This is a genomic window from Fontisphaera persica (assembly GCF_024832785.1).
Taxonomy (GTDB): Bacteria; Verrucomicrobiota; Verrucomicrobiia; order Limisphaerales; family Fontisphaeraceae; genus Fontisphaera; species Fontisphaera persica.
Map to the genome: position 1 here is coordinate 4,084,925 of NZ_CP116615.1, position 18,737 is coordinate 4,103,661.

The window sequence follows — 18,737 nt, forward strand, 5'->3', positions numbered from 1 at the left end:
ATCCGGCCTGGCGGCCGCGCAGGCTGGCCGCCCGGCCCACGGCTTATGCGACGCAACGAATTGGATTACATCCTGAACCGGATGCTCGATTATCATCCGGATGTCTCCGACCTCAACATGACGGTGGACAAGCCGCTGCAGGTGGAGCACGACGGCGAGCTGCGGCCGGTTCAGATTGACCCCCCCATAGAAAAGCTCACGCCGTTTCAGACCGAAACCATCGCGCTCAACCTCATTGGCGGCAACCGCCGCCTGATGGAGGATTTGCTCCGCAGCGGCTCGTGTGACGCCTCCTACGGCGTGGAGGGCCGGGCGCGCTTCCGCGTGAACATCTTCAGCCAGCGCGGCCATTACTCCTGCGTGCTGCGCAAACTGAACACCAAAATCCCCACCCTCAAGGAGCTGGGCATGCCGGAGATTTTTTTCCAGGTGGCCAAGGAAAAAACCGGCCTGGTGCTGGTCACCGGCGCCACCGGCTCGGGCAAGAGCACCACGCTGGCGGCGCTGCTGAACGAAATCAACGAAACCCGCTCCATCCACATCATCACCCTGGAAGACCCGGTGGAGTTTGTGCATCCGCAGAAAAAGGCCACCTTCAACCAGCGGGAAATGGGGAATGACTTTGACACCTTCTCCAGCGGCTTGCGCGCCGCCCTGCGCCAGGCTCCCAAGATTATTCTGGTGGGTGAGATGCGCGACCGGGAGACGGTGGAAATTGGCCTCAGCGCCGCCGAAACCGGCCACTTGGTGCTCAGCACGCTCCACACCATTGACGCCGGCCAGACCATCAACCGCATCCTGGGCATGTTTGAGCCGGAGGAACAGGAGCAGGTGCGCGTGCGGCTGGCGGATACGCTGCGGTGGGTCATCAGCCAGCGCCTGGTGCCCAAGGTGGGCGGCGGCCGCTATGCACTGCTCGAAATCATGGGCAACAACATCCGCACCAAGGATTCCATCATCCACGGCGAGAGCGAGGGCAAGAGCTTCTACGAAATCATCGAGGCCGCCTATCCGTTCGGCTGGCGGCACTTTGACCACGCCTGCCTGGAGGCCTACGAAAACGGCATCATCACCGAGGAAGTCGCGCTGCTCTCGGCCAGCAAACGCGCCATTGTCAGCCGCGGCATTGACAACATCAAGAAGAAGCGCGGCGAGGTCACCAGCTCGTACACGGATTTGCAGATGAAAAAGACGGAGGAGAAAAAGACGGACGTTCCCATCCCGCCGGTGCTCAAACTCAAATAAGCGCCTATGCAACAATACGAAATTTTAACTCTGGCGGACAAACCCGCCCTGCTGGGCATCAGCACCCTGGAGTGGCAGGTGCAGGTCATGGGCGTGCTGGACCAGATGGGTTACAAAGTGCACGCCGCCCTCGACCATGAGGACTTCATGAACCGTTTCACCCAGTACCAGTATCAGGTGACCATCCTTGAGGAAACCTTTCACTGTGCCACTCTCGAGGAAAACCAGAGCCTGGCCTTTCTGCAAAAGCTGCCCATGCATCTCCGCCGGCATGCCACGGTGGTTTTGCTGAGTGAAACCCTCCAAACCCTCAACCCGTTGCAGGCCTTCGCTCTGAGTGTCCACGGCATCATCAACCGCGCGGATTTTTCCAACCTGGAGGGCATTCTCGCCAAGATCATCAGCGACAACGAACTCTTCCTGGTGCCCTACCGCCAGACCCACGAGCGCATCATCCAGGGTAAAGTGTAAGGCGCTTCTCCGGCGCAAAAATCAGGGGCCAGGGGGTGGTCCCTTGCCCGCGTCCTCAAAGCGGCTCAGCCAGGAATAATAACTCCACAGCGGCCCCACCGCCCCGCGCCGGCGCAGCCGTTCCACCAAGGATAAAAACGCCGGGGGCGCCTCCCGGGTAATCCACCGCCGCGAGCGCCGGGCAAATTCCGCCAGCCGCTCCCCGATGCGCTCGGGCGTCAGCGCCGGCGAGACATAATATGTGGGCTGGAGCAGGGACGCCCCCGCGGGCAGCAAGCCCTCCCGCAGCGCGCGGTCGTGCAGGGGCGTGCGCGGATAAATCCGCATGCCAATGACCGGCAACACCACGCATGCCGGCAGATGCAATGAATTGCGGAAACCTTCCTCCAGGGTGGCCTCCGTCTCCCCCGGACCGCCGCAAATCAAAAAGTGGCAGGCGTCCATCCCCGCCTCTTGCACCAGGCGGCTGCAGCGCAACACCTCCGCGAAATCAAAATGCTTGCCATACTCGGCCAGCACCGTGTCGCTGAAACTGTCTGTGCCAAACTCCACGTGCCGCAGGCCCGCGCGCGCCATCAACTGCGCCAGCTCGGGCGTCAAACCGGCGGGACGCAAAAAACAGCCCCAGGTCAGGCGAAGCTGGCGGCGCACCATCGCCTCGCACACGGCCGCGGCGTGCGCTGGCGAGGCGTTGAACACACTGTCCACCACAAAAAAATAACGCGCCCCGGCCGCCTCCAGGGCCGCCAGCTCCTCCGCCACTTCCTCGGCCGGACGATGCCGCGGCACGCGCCCTTCGATGAGGGGATACGTGCAATAACAACAGTGAAAGGCGCAGCCCCGCTGCGTCTGCACATTCAACATCGAGCTGTGCTCGACGTACCAGCGCGCCGCCTCGGCGGGACGAATGGGCCGCGGCAATGTGGCCAGATTCGCCAGATGCGCCGGTGGATTGCAGACCACTTGCCCGCCGCGCCGGTGGACCAAGCCCGGCAGATGGCTGAAATCCCTGCCGGTTTGCAGGGCGGTGAGCAATTGCGGCAAGGTCTCCTCCGCCTCTCCCTGCAACCCGAAATCCGCCCCGCTCAACGTCAACAGCTCCTCGGGAAAGATGGAAAAGCCGCTGCCGCCCAGAATCATCGGCGCCGCGCAGTGCGCCCGAATGGTCCGGCACACCTCGGCCAGTCCATCAAAAAACGTTTCCTGGCGCTGGATGAGCACATCGTCAATATTGCGCAGCGACAGGCCCACAAAATCCGGCGGCCACGCTTTCAGGCGCTCGGTCAGGGTGGTTCCCTCCATTTGCCAGTCGAGCCACTGCGTCTGAAAGCCTGCCTGCCGCAGGGCCGCATCCACATGGGCCAGCCCGAGGGGAAACACCACGTACGGGTCGCGGCAGGTGTTCAGGCTAATCAGCAGGCACCGCGCGCCTCTGCCCGTGCCGGGCGGCGGCAAGGAGCCGAAACATTTTGCCGTAGCGTCGCTCATGCCTGCCGGATTATAGTGGCGCCATGATTCATCACCTGCTCCGCCATGATACGCCGGCCCGTGGCGCTTGGCGATGCCTTTTGCTCAGCCTGGCCCTCCTGGGCTTCCCCCCAGTGGGCGCCTCGCAGGCGGCCCCTCCGCCGTGGACGCCGCTTTTCAATGGGCGCGACCTTGCCGGGTGGGTCATCAAAGCCAAACCCGCCGACCGCGAGCAAAACTTCTGGCGCGTGGAAAATGGCGAGTTGGTGGCCGATACCTTGACCAACAAACAACACGATTATGTGTGGTTGATGACGGAAAAGGAGTACGGTGATTTTGACCTGCAATTGAAGTTTCAGGCCTTTACCAACAGTCCCGGCAACAGCGGCGTGCAACTTCGCAGCCGGTATGATGATGCTGCCTTCTGGCTCGACGGCCCGCAGATTGACATTAACCCTCCCGGCCCGTGGCGCACGGGCATGATGTGGGATGAGACCCGCGGCAACACCCGTTGGATTTACCCCAATTTGCCCGCCGGCCAGTGGGTTCAAACCAACATGGCGCCGGCCGGACTCCGGTTTTATTACAGCCACGACACCCCCGCCTGGAACACCCTCGAAATATCCGCCCGCGGCACGCGCATCCGGGCTTTTTTGAATGGGGTCCAGATTACGGATTTGGACGGCGCCGGCCTGTTGGATGACGCGCTGCATCGCCAGCGGCGGGTGGGGCTGCGCGGCCATCTAGCCTTGCAAATTCACACCGGCGATTTGTTGTACATCCGCTTCAAGGACCTCTTCATCCGCGAATGGTAAGGATGCCGGGTGGGGGGGCCGCTGGCGAGGACAATCCGGCCGAGACGTCCGGGCGCAGCGCCGCTGGGGCGGCCAACCTCCCTCCTTTCCTGGAGCAGGCTGGCCCGGCAAGCCAGCATGGAAAAGGGCTTTCCCGCCGCTGCCAAATCCGCTATTAACCAGCCATGACTCGGCCCCGCATGGAACGTTTCTCGCGTCCGCCCCTGGAGCGAATGATGGCGATTCATCAAATGCTGGTGGAAAAACAATATCCCAATGCGCACACCGTGGCCCGCCAGTTTGAGGTCAACCCGCGCACCATCAAGCGGGACATTGAGTTCATGCGGGACCGGCTCGAATTACCCATTGAGTATGACGCCACCCGGCGCGGCCACTATTACAGCCGGCCCGTGAAACAATTTCCCGCGGTGCTGTTGAATGAGCGGGAGTTGTTTGCGCTGCTGGTGGCGCAAAAAGTGGTTTCCGCGTACCAGGGCACGAAGTTTGCCGCCCCGCTGCAGACGGCGCTGCATCGCCTGGCCAGCCATTTGGATGATCGCAATCCGGTGAGTTTGGGCCATTTGAACGAGGCGCTTTCGATTCGGCCCCTGGGTCCGGAGGACACCGATGTGGAGCTGTTCGGAGTATTGAGCGAGGCCCTGTTCCAGAAGCGGATGGTCAGTTTTCTTTATCGGCGGCTGGGCGAGCGCGCCTGGATGCGCCGGCAGGTGTGCCCTTATCACCTGGCCTACATTGACCATCATTGGTACCTGATTGGGCTGGATTTGCAACGCAAGGCCCTGCGCACTTTTGTTCTCTCGCGCATGAAAGAGGTCCACCTGCTCAAGCGCACCTTTTCCAGACCCGAAAATTTCAAGGCCGACGAATACCTCAAAGACAGTTTTCTGGTGTTCAAAGGCGAGGATGACTACGAGGTGGTCATCGAATTTGATGCGTGGGCCACGGATTTGCTGCGCGGGCGCCGCTGGAATCCCCGTCACGAATGGCTCGAGCTGCCCGGCGGCGGCTCGCGGCTGCGGCTCCGGTTGAACAACATCGAGGAAATCCTGGGATGGGTGTTGAGCTGGGGGGCGCATGCCATGGTGGTACGCCCCAAACGCCTGGCCAGCCGCGTGCGCGCCGCCGCCCAAGCCATGCTGAACCGCTACCCCAACACCGAAACCGAGGCGGATTAAGGCCGGCAAGCGTGGCATTGGAGGCGTAGGGAGGGTGCGGAAGTAATCCGTGTCCGCGCAGGATGGGACAGCCTTTTATCCCGGCGATTGCCAGCAATATTCCGAGTTAATCTCCATTTTTGGGGCCTTGTGCGCAGTTCAAAAAAATCCATTTATGCTGCTTGACCAGAACATAAAAGTGTCTCATAGTGAAGAAGTTAGGCTAGTTAGTGACCGTTCGCATCCAACCCTGAAGGACATGTTATGACAAAGCGTGACCTGGTAATTCGGATTAGCGAGGACACCGGCCTGAAGCAGCAGGACGTGATGCAAGCCGTCCAGCGCGCGTTGGACGTCATCACCGAGGCCTTAGGCAAGGGAGACAAGGTTGAGCTCCGCAACTTCGGGGTGTTCGAGGTGAAGAAACGCAAGGCGCGCGTGGGGCGCAATCCCAATACGCCCCACGTGAATGTGCCCATCCCGCCCCGTTTTGTCGTGCGCTTCAAGCCCGGCAAGGAGATGCGGGACCTGGTGTTGCAGTTGAAGGAGTTGCCCACCTCGCCCAGCCCGGAAACCGCCACCGACCAGCCTTCGTAATCTGATTTTGCCCAGCTTGAGAGCGGTGCGGCGCCCCGTGCTGCGGGGATTTTTTTGATTTGCTTCCCTGCGGGTTCTTTAGGTTTGATGCCGCTTTGCGCTATGTCCAAAGCGTTTGAACGATTGCCAGGTTTTCGGGATTTTTATCCGGAACCGTTGCCGCATCCGGAGGTGGCCAGCGCCGACCTTCGGCGCCACATCTTTGACACGTGGCGCGAGGTGGCCCGCCGTTATGGTTTTCGCGAATATGACGGCCCGCCGCTGGAGCCGCTGGAATTGTACACCGCCAAAAGCGGCGCCGAAATTGTGGGGCAGTTGTATCATTTCGTGGACAAGGGCGGGCGCGAGGTGGCGTTGCGCCCCGAAATGACCCCCACTCTGGCCCGGCTGGTGGCCGCGCATCACCGCGCCTACAAAAAACCCATCAAGTGGTACACCATCCCCCAGCTCTTCCGCTACGAGCGCCAGCAAAAAGGCCGCCTGCGCGAGCATTTCCAGTTCAACGCGGACCTGATTGGCGAAGCGGATCCCGCCGCGGACGCCGAGCTGATTGCGCTGCTCATTGACACGCTGCGGGCGTTGGGGCTGACGGCGCAGGATTTTGTCATCCGCCTCTCCAGCCGCAATGCCTGGCGGGATTTCTACGCCCGCGGCGGCGGCGCGCCGGAGCGGGAGTATGATTTTTTTCAGACCATTGACAAACTCGAGCGCGAAACACCGGAGGTCAGCGCCGGCAAACTTCAAGCCCTCGGGTTTTCCCTGGAACAAGTGCGGGAATTCATCCAGCGCGGCGAACCCAGCCCCGAGCTGCAGGGGATTTTGGACAATCTGCGCGCGCGGGACATGGGTGATTTTGTGAAGGTGGATTACGCGGTCATCCGCGGTCTGGCCTATTACACCGGCCCCGTCTTTGAAGCCTTTGACCGCCAGGGCGAGTTTCGCGCCATTGCCGGCGGCGGGCGGTATGACAATCTCATCCACCTCATTAGCGGGGGGAAGGTGGATTTGCCGGCGCTGGGTTTCGGCATGGGCGATGTGGTGCTGGGCGAGCTGCTCAAGGCGCGCCAACTGGCCCCGGCCTTGCGCGCCCAGGTGGAGGTGCTGTGTGTGGTGGAGGACGAAACGCTCCGCCCGGCCACGCTGCGGCTGGTCCAGCAACTGCGCCAGGCCGGCAAGGCGGTGGAATACTCGCTCACCCCGGCCAAGGCCGACAAGCAGCTCAAACGCGCCCTGGAGCTGGGCGCGGCCCTGGTGGTGACGCTGCGCCGCGGAGAGGGTGGAGCCTTGCTGGCCCACTGGAAAAATCTGGCCACGCGCGCCGAGCAAGTCCTTCCCCCGGACCAGTGGCCGTGGCCGTGAGCGCCGGGCCGGCGCGACCGCCCGCTGGCCTGCCGCGGCCAGGACTCCCTGGCGAAGCGGTTTTTCGCGGTAACGGGCCGCCGCAAACCCATTCGACTTTTTCGCCTTCATGCCCTAGTTTGGGGGCCATGAAGATTTTGTTTGTCGGCGATATTGTGGGGCAGCCCGGCCGCCGCGCCGTGCGGACGCTGGTACCCCGGCTGCGCCTGCGCCACGCCGTGGATTTTGTCATCGCCAACGGTGAAAACGCCGCCGGCGGCAGCGGCATCACTCCCGCCGTGGCGGAGGAAATCTTTGAAAGCGGCGTGGACGTCATCACCTCCGGCGATCATTTGTGGGATCAAAAGGAAGTCCTGGCCCTGCTGGACAAGGAGCCGCGTTTTTTGCGCCCCGCCAATTATCCGGCGGAGGTGCCGGGACGGGGCTGGGGGGTGTTTGAAAAAAGCGGATTGCCGCCCGTCGCCGTGCTGAATTTGCAGGGGCGCACCTTCATGCCCGCCCATGAAAATCCCTTCCGTCTGGCCCAGCAGGAAGCGCTGAATCTGCGCAGCCGGGCGCGGGTGGTCATCGTGGATTTTCATGCCGAGGCCACCTCGGAAAAAATTGCGCTGGGCCGGATGCTGGATGGGATGGTGACGGCGGTGCTGGGGACGCACACCCATGTGCCCACCGCCGATGAGCAAATATTCCCCGGCGGCACGGCCTTCATCAGCGACGTGGGGTTCACCGGCCCGCAGGACAGCGTGCTGGGACGCGAGATTGAACCCATCATCCGCCGGTTTCTCACCGGCATGCCGCAACGCTTTGAGGTGGCCAAAGGCCGCACCGCGCTGCATGGCGCGCTGCTGGAAGTGGACGCGGCCACCGGCCGGGCCACGGCCATCAGCCGCGTGATGGAGCCGCTGCCGGTGGAGCCGAGCGCCTGAAGGATATGCCGCGCAAAGCCCAAAGCCAGTGGGATTTTGGCGAGCTGTTCGGCCCGCAACAAACCCGCCAGGTATGGACGGTGACCGAAGTCACGCAGCGCGTCAAAAAACTGCTCGAGCAACAATTTCCCTCCCTCTGGGTCAAGGGCGAAGTCAGCAACCTGCGCAGCCAACCCTCCGGCCACATTTACTTCACCTTGAAAGACGCCGGCGCGCAACTGGCCTGCGTGCTCTTCCGCGGCGAGCCGGGCATCCGGCGGGAGCTGCTGGCGGATGGGCAGCAGGTCTTGCTGCGCGGGGAAATCACCGTCTATGAAGCTCGCGGCCAGTACCAACTGCTGGTGCGCGAAGTCGAGCCGCTGGGACTGGGGGCCTTGCAGGCCGCCTTCGAGCGGCTCAAACAAAAATTGCAGGCCGAAGGCTTGTTTGACCCGGCGCGCAAGCGGCCGCTGCCGCGCTTCATTTATCGTGTCGGGGTGGTGACCTCGCCCGCGGCGGCCGCCTGGAAGGATGTGTTGAGCGTCTGGCGGCGGCGGTTTGCCGGCATGGACCTTATCCTGGCGCCGTGCCGCGTGCAGGGTGACGGCGCCGCGGCGGAAATTGCCGCGGCCATTGCGCGGTTAAATCAATGGCATGTTGCGCAGCCCCCGGGCGGCGGCCTGCACGCCCTGCTGGTGACGCGCGGCGGCGGGAGCCTGGAAGATTTGTGGGCGTTCAATGAAGAGGTGGTGGCGCGCGCCATTTTCCATTCCACTGTGCCGGTGGTTTCGGCGGTGGGCCATGAAATTGATTTCACCATCAGCGATTTTGTGGCCGATGTGCGCGCCCCCACCCCCAGCGCCGCCGCCGAGCTGCTCAGCGAGGGGATGTTTCAGGCGAAGCAATTGGCGCCCGCTTACGCCGACGTTTTGCGGCGGACGGTGGCCAAAAAATGGGAGCAGAAACAAGAGGCGCTGCAACAGCGCGAGCGGCGCCTGGCCCGGTGTCATCCGCGCCGCCGCCTCGAGCTGTGGAGCCAGCGGCTGGATGACTGGGTGGAGCGTTTGCAGCGGCAACCGCGCCGACGCTGGCAAAACCAGCAGCTCCTGCTCGCCCGTCTGTCCGGGCAGGTGCAGCGCCTGCGGCCCACGCGCTGGCTCCAATTGCGCGCCGAGCGCATCCTGGCCTTGTGCCAGCGTTTGCAGCAGGGCGCGCGGCTGAAGGTACAGCAGCGGCAGGCGCGCTTTCACCATTTGATGGAACAACTACGCCTGCTTTCCCCTCAGCACACCCTGGAACGTGGTTATTCCATCACCCAGGACGCCGCCACTGGCCGCATCTTGCGCCAGGCTGAGGAAACAGCGCCGGGCCAGGTGGTCATCACGCGCCTGGCGCATGGGCAATTGACCAGCCGCGTGGAAGACACCCGGCCCGAAACCTCCGCATAGGTTCCCCTTGCGATACCGTTGTTCTGACCCTTTTCCGTGGAGCGCAGCGGGGAGCGGTCCGGCGCGGAGCAGCGCTAGGCCGCCAGAGGACACTTGAGGCGCACACAAGTGCCGCCCCCCGGGCGCGGCAGAAACTCCGCACTGCCCTGCGCTTCCGCCATGCGTTTCTGCATGTTTTTCAAGCCGTTGCGCGTGGAGTTTTTGAGGCGCTCCGGGTCCAAACCACGCCCATCGTCCTCCAATTCGATGACCAGATGTTTGCCGCCGGCCACCTGGATGCGCAACCACACCTGTCTGGCCTGGGCATGCCGCACAACATTGGTTACTGCTTCCTTGACCGTCATATAGACATGATGCCGCACTTCAGGGGCAATGGCGGCGGCCGGAAAGGTCGAGGGCACTTCGAGCCGGCAGGGGATGCCCGCCACGGTAAGGTAATCGTGCACGTACTTGCACAAATAATTGGCCAGACCTTCGAGCGTGTCATTGGCGGGGTTGACCGTCCACACAATCTCATCGAGGCCGCGGGTGGTTTCGCGCGCGGTGTGCGCGATTTGTCGGGCGTGCTCAGCCACATCCTCCGGGTGATTTTTGTCGGCTTCCGCCATTTCGCTGAGCAAGGCGATTTGGGTGAGGTTGGCGCCCAGTTGATCATGCAGATCGCGGGCGATGCGCGCCCGTTCTTTTTCCAGCGCTTGCTGCTGGCGCATCCGTTCAAGCTGGCGGCGCAGCCGGCGCGTGGAGAAATGGCGAATGGTGAGGACCAGCGCACCCCCCAGGGTCACACTGGCGGCCGACAGAAACCAGGTGGTGCGCCACCACGGCGGCGGGGCCACGATGACGAGGGCCGCGCCCGTGGGATTCCAGACGCCGTCCTCATTGCACGCGGTCACCACAAACCGGTATTGGCCGGGCGGCAGAGCGGCATAGCGCGCGATGCGGCTGTCGCCGGCTTCCACCATTTCCTGCTCGTGCCCCTCCAGTTGGTAGCGAAACCGCGCCCGTTCCGGCGCGCCCAGATTGAGGCTGGCGTAATGGATTTCGAGGCGGCTTTGCGCGCGGGGCGGCAAACGCAGCGGCTGCCCGGGTGGCGGCAGCGCGGCGGTCTGGCCGTCCACCAGCAATTTCTCGATGCGCACGGGCGGCGGGTTGGTGTTGGGCAGCAATTGCGCGGGATTCACCACTGCCAGGCCGCGGGTGGTGGGAAACCACAAGCGGCCGTCGGGAGTCTGGCAGGCGGCGGGTTGGGAGCCGCTGGTGCATTCGCGGCTGGGCAGGCCGTCGGCCTTGCCGTACGTGCGGCAGGGCACGACCTTGAGCCGCCCGGCCGCCAGCTCGTCCAGGTCGCGTTTGGCAATTCGCATCAGCCCCACGCTGGAGCCAATCCAGAAAAATCCCTGGGCGTCCTCCACCAGATAGGCCAGGGCGTTGCCGGCCAGTCCCTCGCGCACGGTGTACCGAGTCCATTGACGTCCATCCCAGCGGGCCAGACCGCTGCTGACCGTGCCCACCCACAGGACCTGGTTGGTATCGCCATGCAGGAAGGCTATTTCGTCAGACGGCAAACCGCCTGCGGATTTGCGCACCGCAGACCACTGGCCGCCGCGCCACACATTCAGCCCGCCGCCATAGGTGCCGGCATAGAGGGTGCCCCGGGAGTCCTCGGCCAACGCGGTAATGATGGCGGAGGAGAGGCCGTCATTGGTTTGATACCGCCGCGCGGCCTGACCGTTCCACGACACCAACGCGCCTTGGCCGCCAATCCAGAGGCGGCGCTGACGGTCCTCCAGCAAGGCGGTCACCACAACCGGGATTTCCGCTGGCAGGGGGGCGGGGATGAAGTGATTCGTTTGCCATAACAGCAGGCCGCCGCCATAGGTGCCTGCCCATACGCGGCCCTGGGAGTCGCGCAACACAGACCACACCTGCATGCGCGTCAGCCCCTCCTGGCGGCCGTAGAACCGGGCGCCTTGGGGCGTGCCATGCAACAGCCCTGCGCCGTTGAAGCCCACCCACAGCCCATCAGCGCCGTCGTGGCAGACGGTTTGCACCGGCCAGGCGCCGGCGCCTTCCAGCGTGCTGAACACCTGCGGCCGCACCCGCGCCAGCCCGCCGCCGTCGGTGCCCACCCACAAGTTGTTTTCGTGGTCCACACACACGGCTAGCACGGCTTCGTTGACCAGACCCTCCTGGCGCTTCAGCCACGCCACGGAGCCATCAGCGCGATACCAGAAAACGCCCAGCCCCAGCGTGCCCACCACCAGATGCCCCAGGCGGTCTTCGGCCGCCGAAGTGACCGGCGCGGAGCGCCACGGGTAAGGGCCCAGCTCGCGCTCCGGCCGGCCGCCGCGCCAGCGGGTCACGCGGCCGTCGGCCAGCCGCCAAAAGCCACCGTGGCGGCTGGGCAGCAGAAAATCCAGCCGTTGCACGCGCCATTCACCCTCCAGGCGCGGCTCGAGCGTGCCGCCGCCGGGAGGCAGACCGAGCCGGGCCATTCGCGAACCCGCCCCCACCCACACGGCGCCATTGGTTTCGGCGGCCAGAAAGCGCGGCACATCTTCGCGGCCCCACTCAAAAAGGAAAGGGGTGAGCACGTTGTTCTGCCAGCGCCACAACTCGCCCGTGCGGGTGTAAAACCAGGCCGCCCCCTGCGCATCCCTGCCCGCGCCCACCAGCCGCCGCTCCGGCGCGGTGCGGCCGACGGGGATGGGGGTAAAACGGCCCTCGCGCCATTGCACGATGGCGCCGGATTCCAGGCCAATCCAGAGGCCGCCGGCCGGGTCGCTGCGCAAAAACACGATGCGGCCGCCCTCCAGCTCCGGGGTGTTGCTGCCGTCAAACACTGTGAAGGCCAGGCCGTCAAAACGCGCCAGGCCGTTGAGCGTGCCCACCCACAAATAACCGTCTTCGGTGGTGGCCAGGCTGGTGACGGTGTTGTGCGGAAGGCCGTCATCCGTTTCCCATGCCCGGACAGCAAAGGGGAGCGGCGCAGCCCCTGCAGGAGAGCAGCCCCAACCCAAGCCCAGGAGCACACAAAGCCAGGCGGCACGCAACCAGCCGGTGTTTGGCATGGAGCATTATGGGGGCAGGGGGGTGGAAGGTGTAAATGATAAAACCAATCCCGGCCACCCTTGCGGCGTCCTCCCCATGCCCATTCCCCGCTGGGAATTGGATGGAAAGGCACCTGCCCCCGACTATCTCAGTTTGTGTGACGTGATGGCTGGGTTATTTCCCGCTCACCCCGGTTGAAGACGAAGGGGCGCCGTGCCCCGCGGCTTTTCCTTTCGGCGCGGGCGGCGTGTCTCCCGGCAGAGCGGCGAGCGTCGTTTCCCAACCGCCGCCCAGCGCCTTGTACAAGGCCGCCAGCGCGGTGGCCAGCCGCGTGCGCGCCTGCGCGAGCTGGCTCTCGGCCGCCAGTTGCGTGCGTTGCGCGTCCAACACCGTCAAATAATCCGCCACTCCCGCCTGGTAGCGTTGCTCGGCCAGCGTGCGCGCCTCAATGGCCGCCCGGGCCGCCGCGGCCAGCCGCTGCTCGCGTTCGCGCGCCCGGCTTGCTTCCACCAGCGCGTTTTCCGTCTCTTCCAGCGCGGTGAGCACGGCTTTTTCGTAATTAGCCAGCTCCGCCTCCGCCCGCGCGCCGGCGGCTTGGATGCGGGCGCGCACCCGGCCCAAATCCAGCGCGGCCCAGGAGATGCGCGGCCCAAAGGAGTAGGCATCTGCGCCTGCTTCAGCCCAGCCGGAGAGCTGGTTGGCCTCCAGCGACACACTGCCCACCCAGGTGACGCGCGGGAATAAATCCGCCGTGGCCACGCCAATGCGCGCGGTGGCGGCGGCCAGCGTGCGCTCGGCCATGCGAATGTCCGGCCGCCGGCGCAGCAAGTCTGCCGGGTTGCCCACCGGCACCAGCTCTGGCACGGCGGGCAGCGCGCCGGGGAGGGACAGCTCGGCCTCGAGGGCCTCCGGCGTTTGCGCGGTCAGCACACTGAGCCGGTGAATGGCCCGCTTGATGGTGGTTTCCAGGGCCGGCAGCAGCGCCAGGGTGCTTTCGTACTGCGATTCGGCGCGCCGCACGTCGAGGTCCGTGCCGCGGCCGGCGGCCACCCGGGCGCGTATCAGCTCCAGCGATTCGCGTTGCACCTCGGCATTGCGCCGGGCCACATCGTATTCCTGCTGGGCGCCGCGCAATTCAAAGTAATTGCGGGCCACTTCCGCCATCACGGTCATCCCCACCCACTGGCGGTAGGCCTCGGCCCCCTGCACCTCGGCGGTGGCCGCTTCCACGCTGCGGCGGACGCGCCCGAAGAGGTCCATCTCCCAGGTGGCGTCAAAGCCGGCGTCGTACAGCTCATACTCGCGCAGGTTGCGCGGCAGGCCGCCCGCGGCATCCTTGCTGCGTGTACCGCGCACGTAGCCGCCGTCGGCGCGGACGGTGGGGTAAAGGTCAAAGGTGGTGTGCTGCCGCAGGGCGCGCGCCTCGCGCACGCGGGCGGTGGCGGCGCGCAAATCCAGATTGGTGGCCAGGGCCGTCTGCACCAGGCGCGTCAGGGTGGGGTCCTGAAATTGCCGCCACCATTCGGTTTGAATCGGTTCGGCGGGAAACGCCGCCTCAGCATGAGCATAGGCGGCCGGAGTGGCCGTTTTCGGCGTCTGGTAATTTGGCCCCACTGTGCAGCCGCTCAGACCCAGTGCCAGACCCAGTCCTGCCAGCAGCACCGCCATGCCATGGCCCGCCACCGGTGCCGCTGGCGCGTTTTTGAAGTCGCTGGCCTTGCTCTTTTCGCCCGTCCAGCGCCGGATGACCACATAAAACACAGGCGTCAGGAAAAGCCCGAAGAACGTCACCCCCAGCGTGCCCCAGAAGGTGGCGGTGCCAATGGCCTGTCGCAGCTCGGCGCCGGCGCCGTCGGCCAGCATGAGCGGCAGCACGCCAAAGGCAAACGCCAGCGAGGTCATCAGAATGGGCCGCAAGCGCAGCCGGCAAGCCTCGCGCGCCGCCTCGAAACGGGTCAGCCCCTTGTCCTGCAACTGGCGGGCAAACTCGACAATCAGAATGGCATTTTTGCAGGCCAGCCCAATCAGCGTCACCATGCCAATCTGAGTGAACAGGTTGTTCTCCAGTCCCCGCGCCCAGACGGCCAGAATGGCGAACAGCAGCGCCATGGGCGTGATGAGAATAATCGCCAGCGGGAGGGACCAGCTCTCGTATTGTGCCGCCAGCACCAGAAACACCATCAGCACGCACAACGGGAAAATGAGAATGGCCGAGCGTCCCGCCAGCAATTCCAGCAGGCTCAATTCCGTCCATTCAATGGCCATGCCCGGCGGCAGCAGTTGGGCCGCCAGCCGGTTGAGGACGTTGATGGCATCACCGGAGCTGACCCCCGGGCGGGTGGCGCCGCTCAAATCGGCGCTGGGAAACAGGTTGTAGTGATTGATGAGGATGGGGCCGGTGGTGTCCTTCACCGTGATGACGGTGCCCAGCGGCACCATCTGGCCGGCGGCGTTGCGCACGCGCAATTCGGTGGCGTCGGAGGGCCGTGCGCGGAAGGGCGCGTCCGCCTGCGCGCGCACCTGAAAGGGGCGGCCAAAAAGGGTGAAGTCATTGACGTACAAACCGCCCAGATACACCGAGAGCGCCTGCCAGATTTCCTGCAGCGGCACCTGCATCATTTTGGCTTTTTCGCGGTCCACCTCCAGCAACACCTGCGGCACCTGGGCGCGGTAGGTGGTCAGCACATTGGCCAGGCGCGGGTCCTGATTGGCCGCCGCCATGAGTTGAAACGCCGCAGCCTGCAAGGCTTGCGGACCCAGGTTGGCGCGGTCTTGAATCTGGAGCTTGAACCCGCCCACCGAGCCTAAACCGTCCACCGGCGGCAGGTTGAAGGCCGCCGCAAAACCTTCGTTGATGCCCGCCAGCTTGGGCCGGAGCTGCGCCAGGATTTTCTCCGCCGTCCATCCGGTTTTGCGGCGTTGTTCATAGGATTGCAGCCGCACAATCAGCGTGGACGCATTGGGCTGGCTGCCGAAGTTCAGGAAGGAAAAGCCGTCCAGTTTGATGACCGCTTCCACGCCCGGAGTCTGGCGCACGATTTGATGCAATTTTTCACTGACCACGGCCGTGCGCTCCTTGGACGCGCCGTCCGGCAGTTGCAGATAGCATATCAGGGTGCCCTTGTCCTGCTGCGGAATGAAGCCGCGCGGCGTGCTGATGAAGCCCACATAAGTCAGCGCCAGCAGGCCGCCGTACAGCATCAAGGCAATTACGCCGTGGCGGATGACCAGGCTCAAACCGCCGAGATAGCGCTGCCGCAGGTTTTCAAACAGGCGATTGAAGCCCTTGAAGAACCACCCCAAGGTGGCGTCCAAAAGCCGGCTGAAACGGTCCGTGCGGGCGCCGTGTGGTTGCAGCAGCAGAGCGCACAAGGCCGGGCTGAGGGTCAGCGCGTTGAACGCGGAAATCAGCGTCGAGACCGCGATGGTCAGCGCAAATTGCTGGTAAAACTTGCCCTGGATGCCCGGCAAAAAGGCCGTGGGCACAAAGACCGCGCTCAACACCAGCGCAATCGCCACCACCGCGCCGCTGATTTCATCCATCGCCAGGCGCGTGGCGGTGACGGGGTCCTTGCCTTCAGCGATGTGGCGCTCGACGTTTTCCACCACCACAATGGCGTCGTCCACCACGATGCCAATCGCCAGCACCAGGCCAAACAGCGTCAGGTTGTTGATGCTGAAGCCCAGGGCCGACATCACCGCAAACGTCCCGATTAGGGACACCGGCACGGCAATCAGCGGAATGAGCGAGGCGCGCCACGTTTGCAGGAACAGCACCACCACCAGGGTCACCAGCACCATCGCCTCCAGCAGCGTCTGAAACACCTCGTGAATCGAGGCGCGGATGTATTCCGAGTCATCACGTGGAATCCGGTACTCCAGCCCCTTGGGAAACCGCTTGCTCAGCTCGGCCATGGCTTTGCGCACGGCGTCCGCGGTTTCAATGGTGTTGGAACCAGGCAGTTGAAACACCGCCATGGCCACCATCGGCGTGCCGTCCAGATAGCTGTCCAGGCTGTAATCCCGCGCGCCCAGTTCCACCCGCGCCACGTCTTTTAAGCGCAGCACGCGGCCCTCGGCATCGGTCCGCAGAATGATCTGCTCGAACTCCTGCTCCGAGGCCAGCCGCCCCCGCACCAGCGCCACCAGTTGCATGGGTGTGCCCTTGGGCGCCGGCGACTGGCCAAACACGCCGCCGGCCACCTCGACGTTCTGCTCCCGAATGGCCGCAATGACATCGCCGGCGGTCAAATTGCGCGCGGCCAGTCGGGCTGGGTCGAGCCAGATGCGCATGCTGTACTCGCGCGTGCCAAAGATGAACACGTCCCCCACGCCCGGCAGGCGCGCCAGCACATCCTTGACCTGCAAGTAGGCGTAGTTGCTGAGGAAAATGTCATCAAAGGTGCCGTCGGGCGAAATCAGGGTCACCACCATCGTCATGTTGGGCGAGCGTTTCCGCACGTCCACCCCCAGGCGGCGCACCTCCTCCGGCAGGCGCGGCAAGGCGCTTTGCACGCGGTTCTGCACCTGCACCTGCGCCTTGTCTATGTCCGTCCCCACCTTGAAGGTGACCTGGATGGACATCGAGCCATCCGCCGAGCAGGAGGAGGAAAGATAGAGCATGTTTTCCACGCCGTTGATTTCCTGCTCCAGCGGCGTGGCCACCGTATCCGCCACCGTCTGGGCATTGGCGCCGGGGTATTGCGCGCGCACAAAAATGGTGGGCGGCGTGATTTCCGGAAATGACGCGATGGGCAGCCGCCACAAGGCCAGCAGTCCCACCAGCGTGATGAAAATGGACAGCACCGACGCGAAAATCGGCCGGCGAATGAAGAAATGCGAAAATTTCATGGCAACCTCCAGGCTGACGGCACCGTGATGCCCTTAACCCTTGCCCCCCGCCCCCCTGGCGGCAGGGGCATTGGTGGCCGCCCCCGGCCCCGCCGGCCCCTGTCCCGGCGCGCCCACCTGCACTTTCATGCCGGGCCGCAACATGAGCAGGCCGCTCACCACCACCGAATCCTCCGGGCTTAAGCCGTTCAAGATTACGCGTTGCATCCCCTGCGGCCGCCCGAGCGTGACCGGCCGCGGCTGCACGGTTTGGTCCGGCCCCAGCACATAGACAAACTTGCGGGTCTGCTCGGCGAGAATGGCCGCTTCCGGGATGAGCAACGCCTTCTCCACGCGCTCCACCGGCAGGCGCACTCGCAGGAAGGCTCCCGGCACCAGCGAACGGTCGGCATTCTCAAACACCCCGCGCAAACGCAGCGTCCCCGTGGCCGGTGTCAACTGGTTGTCCAGAAAATCCACCCGCCCACGGTGCAGGAAGTCCGGCTCGCCCTCCAGCCGTCCCTCGCACGGCAGCGACGGCTGGCCGGCTGCATTGCCCAAGGCCAGGCCGGCCTTGCGGTATTGGAAGTAAGCGCGCTCGCTCACGTCAAAATAGGCGTAAATGGGCGATTGCGTCACCAGCGTGACCAGCACCGTCCCCGGCGCCTGGCCGCCGCCCTGGACCAGGTTGCCTGCCGTGACCAGCCGCCGCCCCACGCGCCCCGCAATGGGTGCCGTGACCCGTGTGTAATCCAGATTCAGTTGCGCGGTTTTAATGGCCGCCTCCGCCGCGCCCACAGCCGCTTCTGCTGCGGCCACGGTGGCCTGCGCGGCCTGGAGGGCGGCTTCCGCCTCGCGCACGGCCTTGTTGCGCAAATCAAATTCTTCCTCGGAAATGGCGCGGGCCTGGCGCAGCTTCTCAGCCCGCTGCAAATCATTGCGCGCCAGCTCCAGGCGGGTAAACACCTGCACGTGTTGCGCTCTGGCCTGTTCCACCCCGGCCTGGGCGCGCAAGCGCTCTGCCTGCGCCCGCGCCAGCTCCGCCGCAAAAGGCCGCGGGTCAATGACCATCAGCAGGTCCCCCGCCTTCACCTCCGCTCCGTCCTGGAAATGGATGGATTCAATGTAGCCGGAGACACGGGCGCGCACTTCCACCGCCTCCACCGCCTCCAGGCGCGCCGGGTACTCGTCATAGTTCGTCACCGCCGTAATCACCGGCCGGGCCACGCTCACCACCGGCGCCATGCCCTGCGCCGCCCCACCCGCCGGTTTGGGCCGGCAGGCGGTGACCAGCCCCAGCGCCGCCGCCAGCGCCACCACGCCCAGCCCCACCGGCCCGGCCATTCGCGTTGAACGGTTCATATACCAATCGGTAGTTTTCGTTTGCATAAATCC

The 18,737-nt window shown here is 64.6% G+C and carries 12 protein-coding genes; 8 read left to right on the top strand and 4 right to left on the bottom strand.

Going from position 1 to position 18,737, the window contains the following annotated elements; all coding sequences use genetic code 11:
• Window positions 1-45: 45 nt before the first annotated feature.
• Window positions 46-1,245, top strand: a complete 1,200-nt coding sequence (locus tag NXS98_RS15325; protein ID WP_283845903.1) for a type IV pilus twitching motility protein PilT — start codon at window positions 46-48, stop codon at window positions 1,243-1,245.
• A 6-nt stretch (window positions 1,246-1,251) separates the two neighbouring features.
• Window positions 1,252-1,716 carry a hypothetical protein gene (locus tag NXS98_RS15330; protein WP_283845904.1) on the top strand — a complete coding sequence of 155 codons (465 nt, stop codon included), beginning with the start codon at window positions 1,252-1,254 and terminating at the stop codon, window positions 1,714-1,716.
• 21 nt (window positions 1,717-1,737) lie between these two features.
• Here the strand turns inward: NXS98_RS15330 and NXS98_RS15335 are convergent, their stop codons facing one another.
• Window positions 1,738-3,204 carry a lipid biosynthesis B12-binding/radical SAM protein gene (locus NXS98_RS15335; protein WP_283845905.1) on the bottom strand — a complete coding sequence of 489 codons (1,467 nt, stop codon included), beginning with the start codon at window positions 3,202-3,204 and terminating at the stop codon, window positions 1,738-1,740.
• 23 nt (window positions 3,205-3,227) lie between these two features.
• On the opposite strand from NXS98_RS15335, the gene NXS98_RS15340 reads away from it, so the two are divergent.
• The 6 genes from NXS98_RS15340 to xseA all read left to right on the top strand — a co-directional run bounded on the left by NXS98_RS15340 (window position 3,228) and on the right by xseA (window position 9,461).
• Window positions 3,228-3,998 (top strand): 3-keto-disaccharide hydrolase, encoded by a 771-nt coding sequence (locus NXS98_RS15340; RefSeq protein WP_283845906.1) that lies wholly within the window; start codon window positions 3,228-3,230, stop codon window positions 3,996-3,998.
• Window positions 3,999-4,177: 179 nt separating this feature from the next.
• Window positions 4,178-5,173, top strand: a complete 996-nt coding sequence (locus NXS98_RS15345) for a helix-turn-helix transcriptional regulator (RefSeq protein WP_283845907.1) — start codon at window positions 4,178-4,180, stop codon at window positions 5,171-5,173.
• 243 nt (window positions 5,174-5,416) lie between these two features.
• The gene (locus NXS98_RS15350) at window positions 5,417-5,749 is read left to right on the top strand and encodes an HU family DNA-binding protein (protein WP_283845909.1); all 333 of its coding nucleotides are present in this window, start codon (window positions 5,417-5,419) and stop codon (window positions 5,747-5,749) included.
• Window positions 5,750-5,851: 102 nt separating this feature from the next.
• Window positions 5,852-7,108 carry a histidine--tRNA ligase gene (hisS, locus tag NXS98_RS15355; protein WP_283845910.1) on the top strand — a complete coding sequence of 419 codons (1,257 nt, stop codon included), beginning with the start codon at window positions 5,852-5,854 and terminating at the stop codon, window positions 7,106-7,108.
• Window positions 7,109-7,236: 128 nt separating this feature from the next.
• Window positions 7,237-8,034, top strand: coding sequence for a TIGR00282 family metallophosphoesterase (locus NXS98_RS15360; RefSeq protein ID WP_283845912.1), 798 nt, complete (start codon window positions 7,237-7,239; stop codon window positions 8,032-8,034).
• A gap of 5 nt (window positions 8,035-8,039) precedes the next feature.
• Window positions 8,040-9,461 (top strand): exodeoxyribonuclease VII large subunit, encoded by a 1,422-nt coding sequence (xseA, locus tag NXS98_RS15365; RefSeq protein WP_283845913.1) that lies wholly within the window; start codon window positions 8,040-8,042, stop codon window positions 9,459-9,461.
• 74 nt (window positions 9,462-9,535) lie between these two features.
• Here the strand turns inward: xseA and NXS98_RS15370 are convergent, their stop codons facing one another.
• The 3 genes from NXS98_RS15370 to NXS98_RS15380 form a co-directional block, all read right to left on the bottom strand.
• Window positions 9,536-12,532, bottom strand: coding sequence for a sensor histidine kinase (locus tag NXS98_RS15370; RefSeq protein WP_283845914.1), 2,997 nt, complete (start codon window positions 12,530-12,532; stop codon window positions 9,536-9,538).
• A 154-nt stretch (window positions 12,533-12,686) separates the two neighbouring features.
• Window positions 12,687-17,363, bottom strand: coding sequence for a multidrug efflux RND transporter permease subunit (locus NXS98_RS15375; RefSeq protein ID WP_283845915.1), 4,677 nt, complete (start codon window positions 17,361-17,363; stop codon window positions 12,687-12,689).
• Window positions 17,364-17,396: 33 nt separating this feature from the next.
• Window positions 17,397-18,704, bottom strand: a complete 1,308-nt coding sequence (locus NXS98_RS15380; protein ID WP_283845916.1) for an efflux RND transporter periplasmic adaptor subunit — start codon at window positions 18,702-18,704, stop codon at window positions 17,397-17,399.
• Window positions 18,705-18,737: the final 33 nt, after the last annotated feature.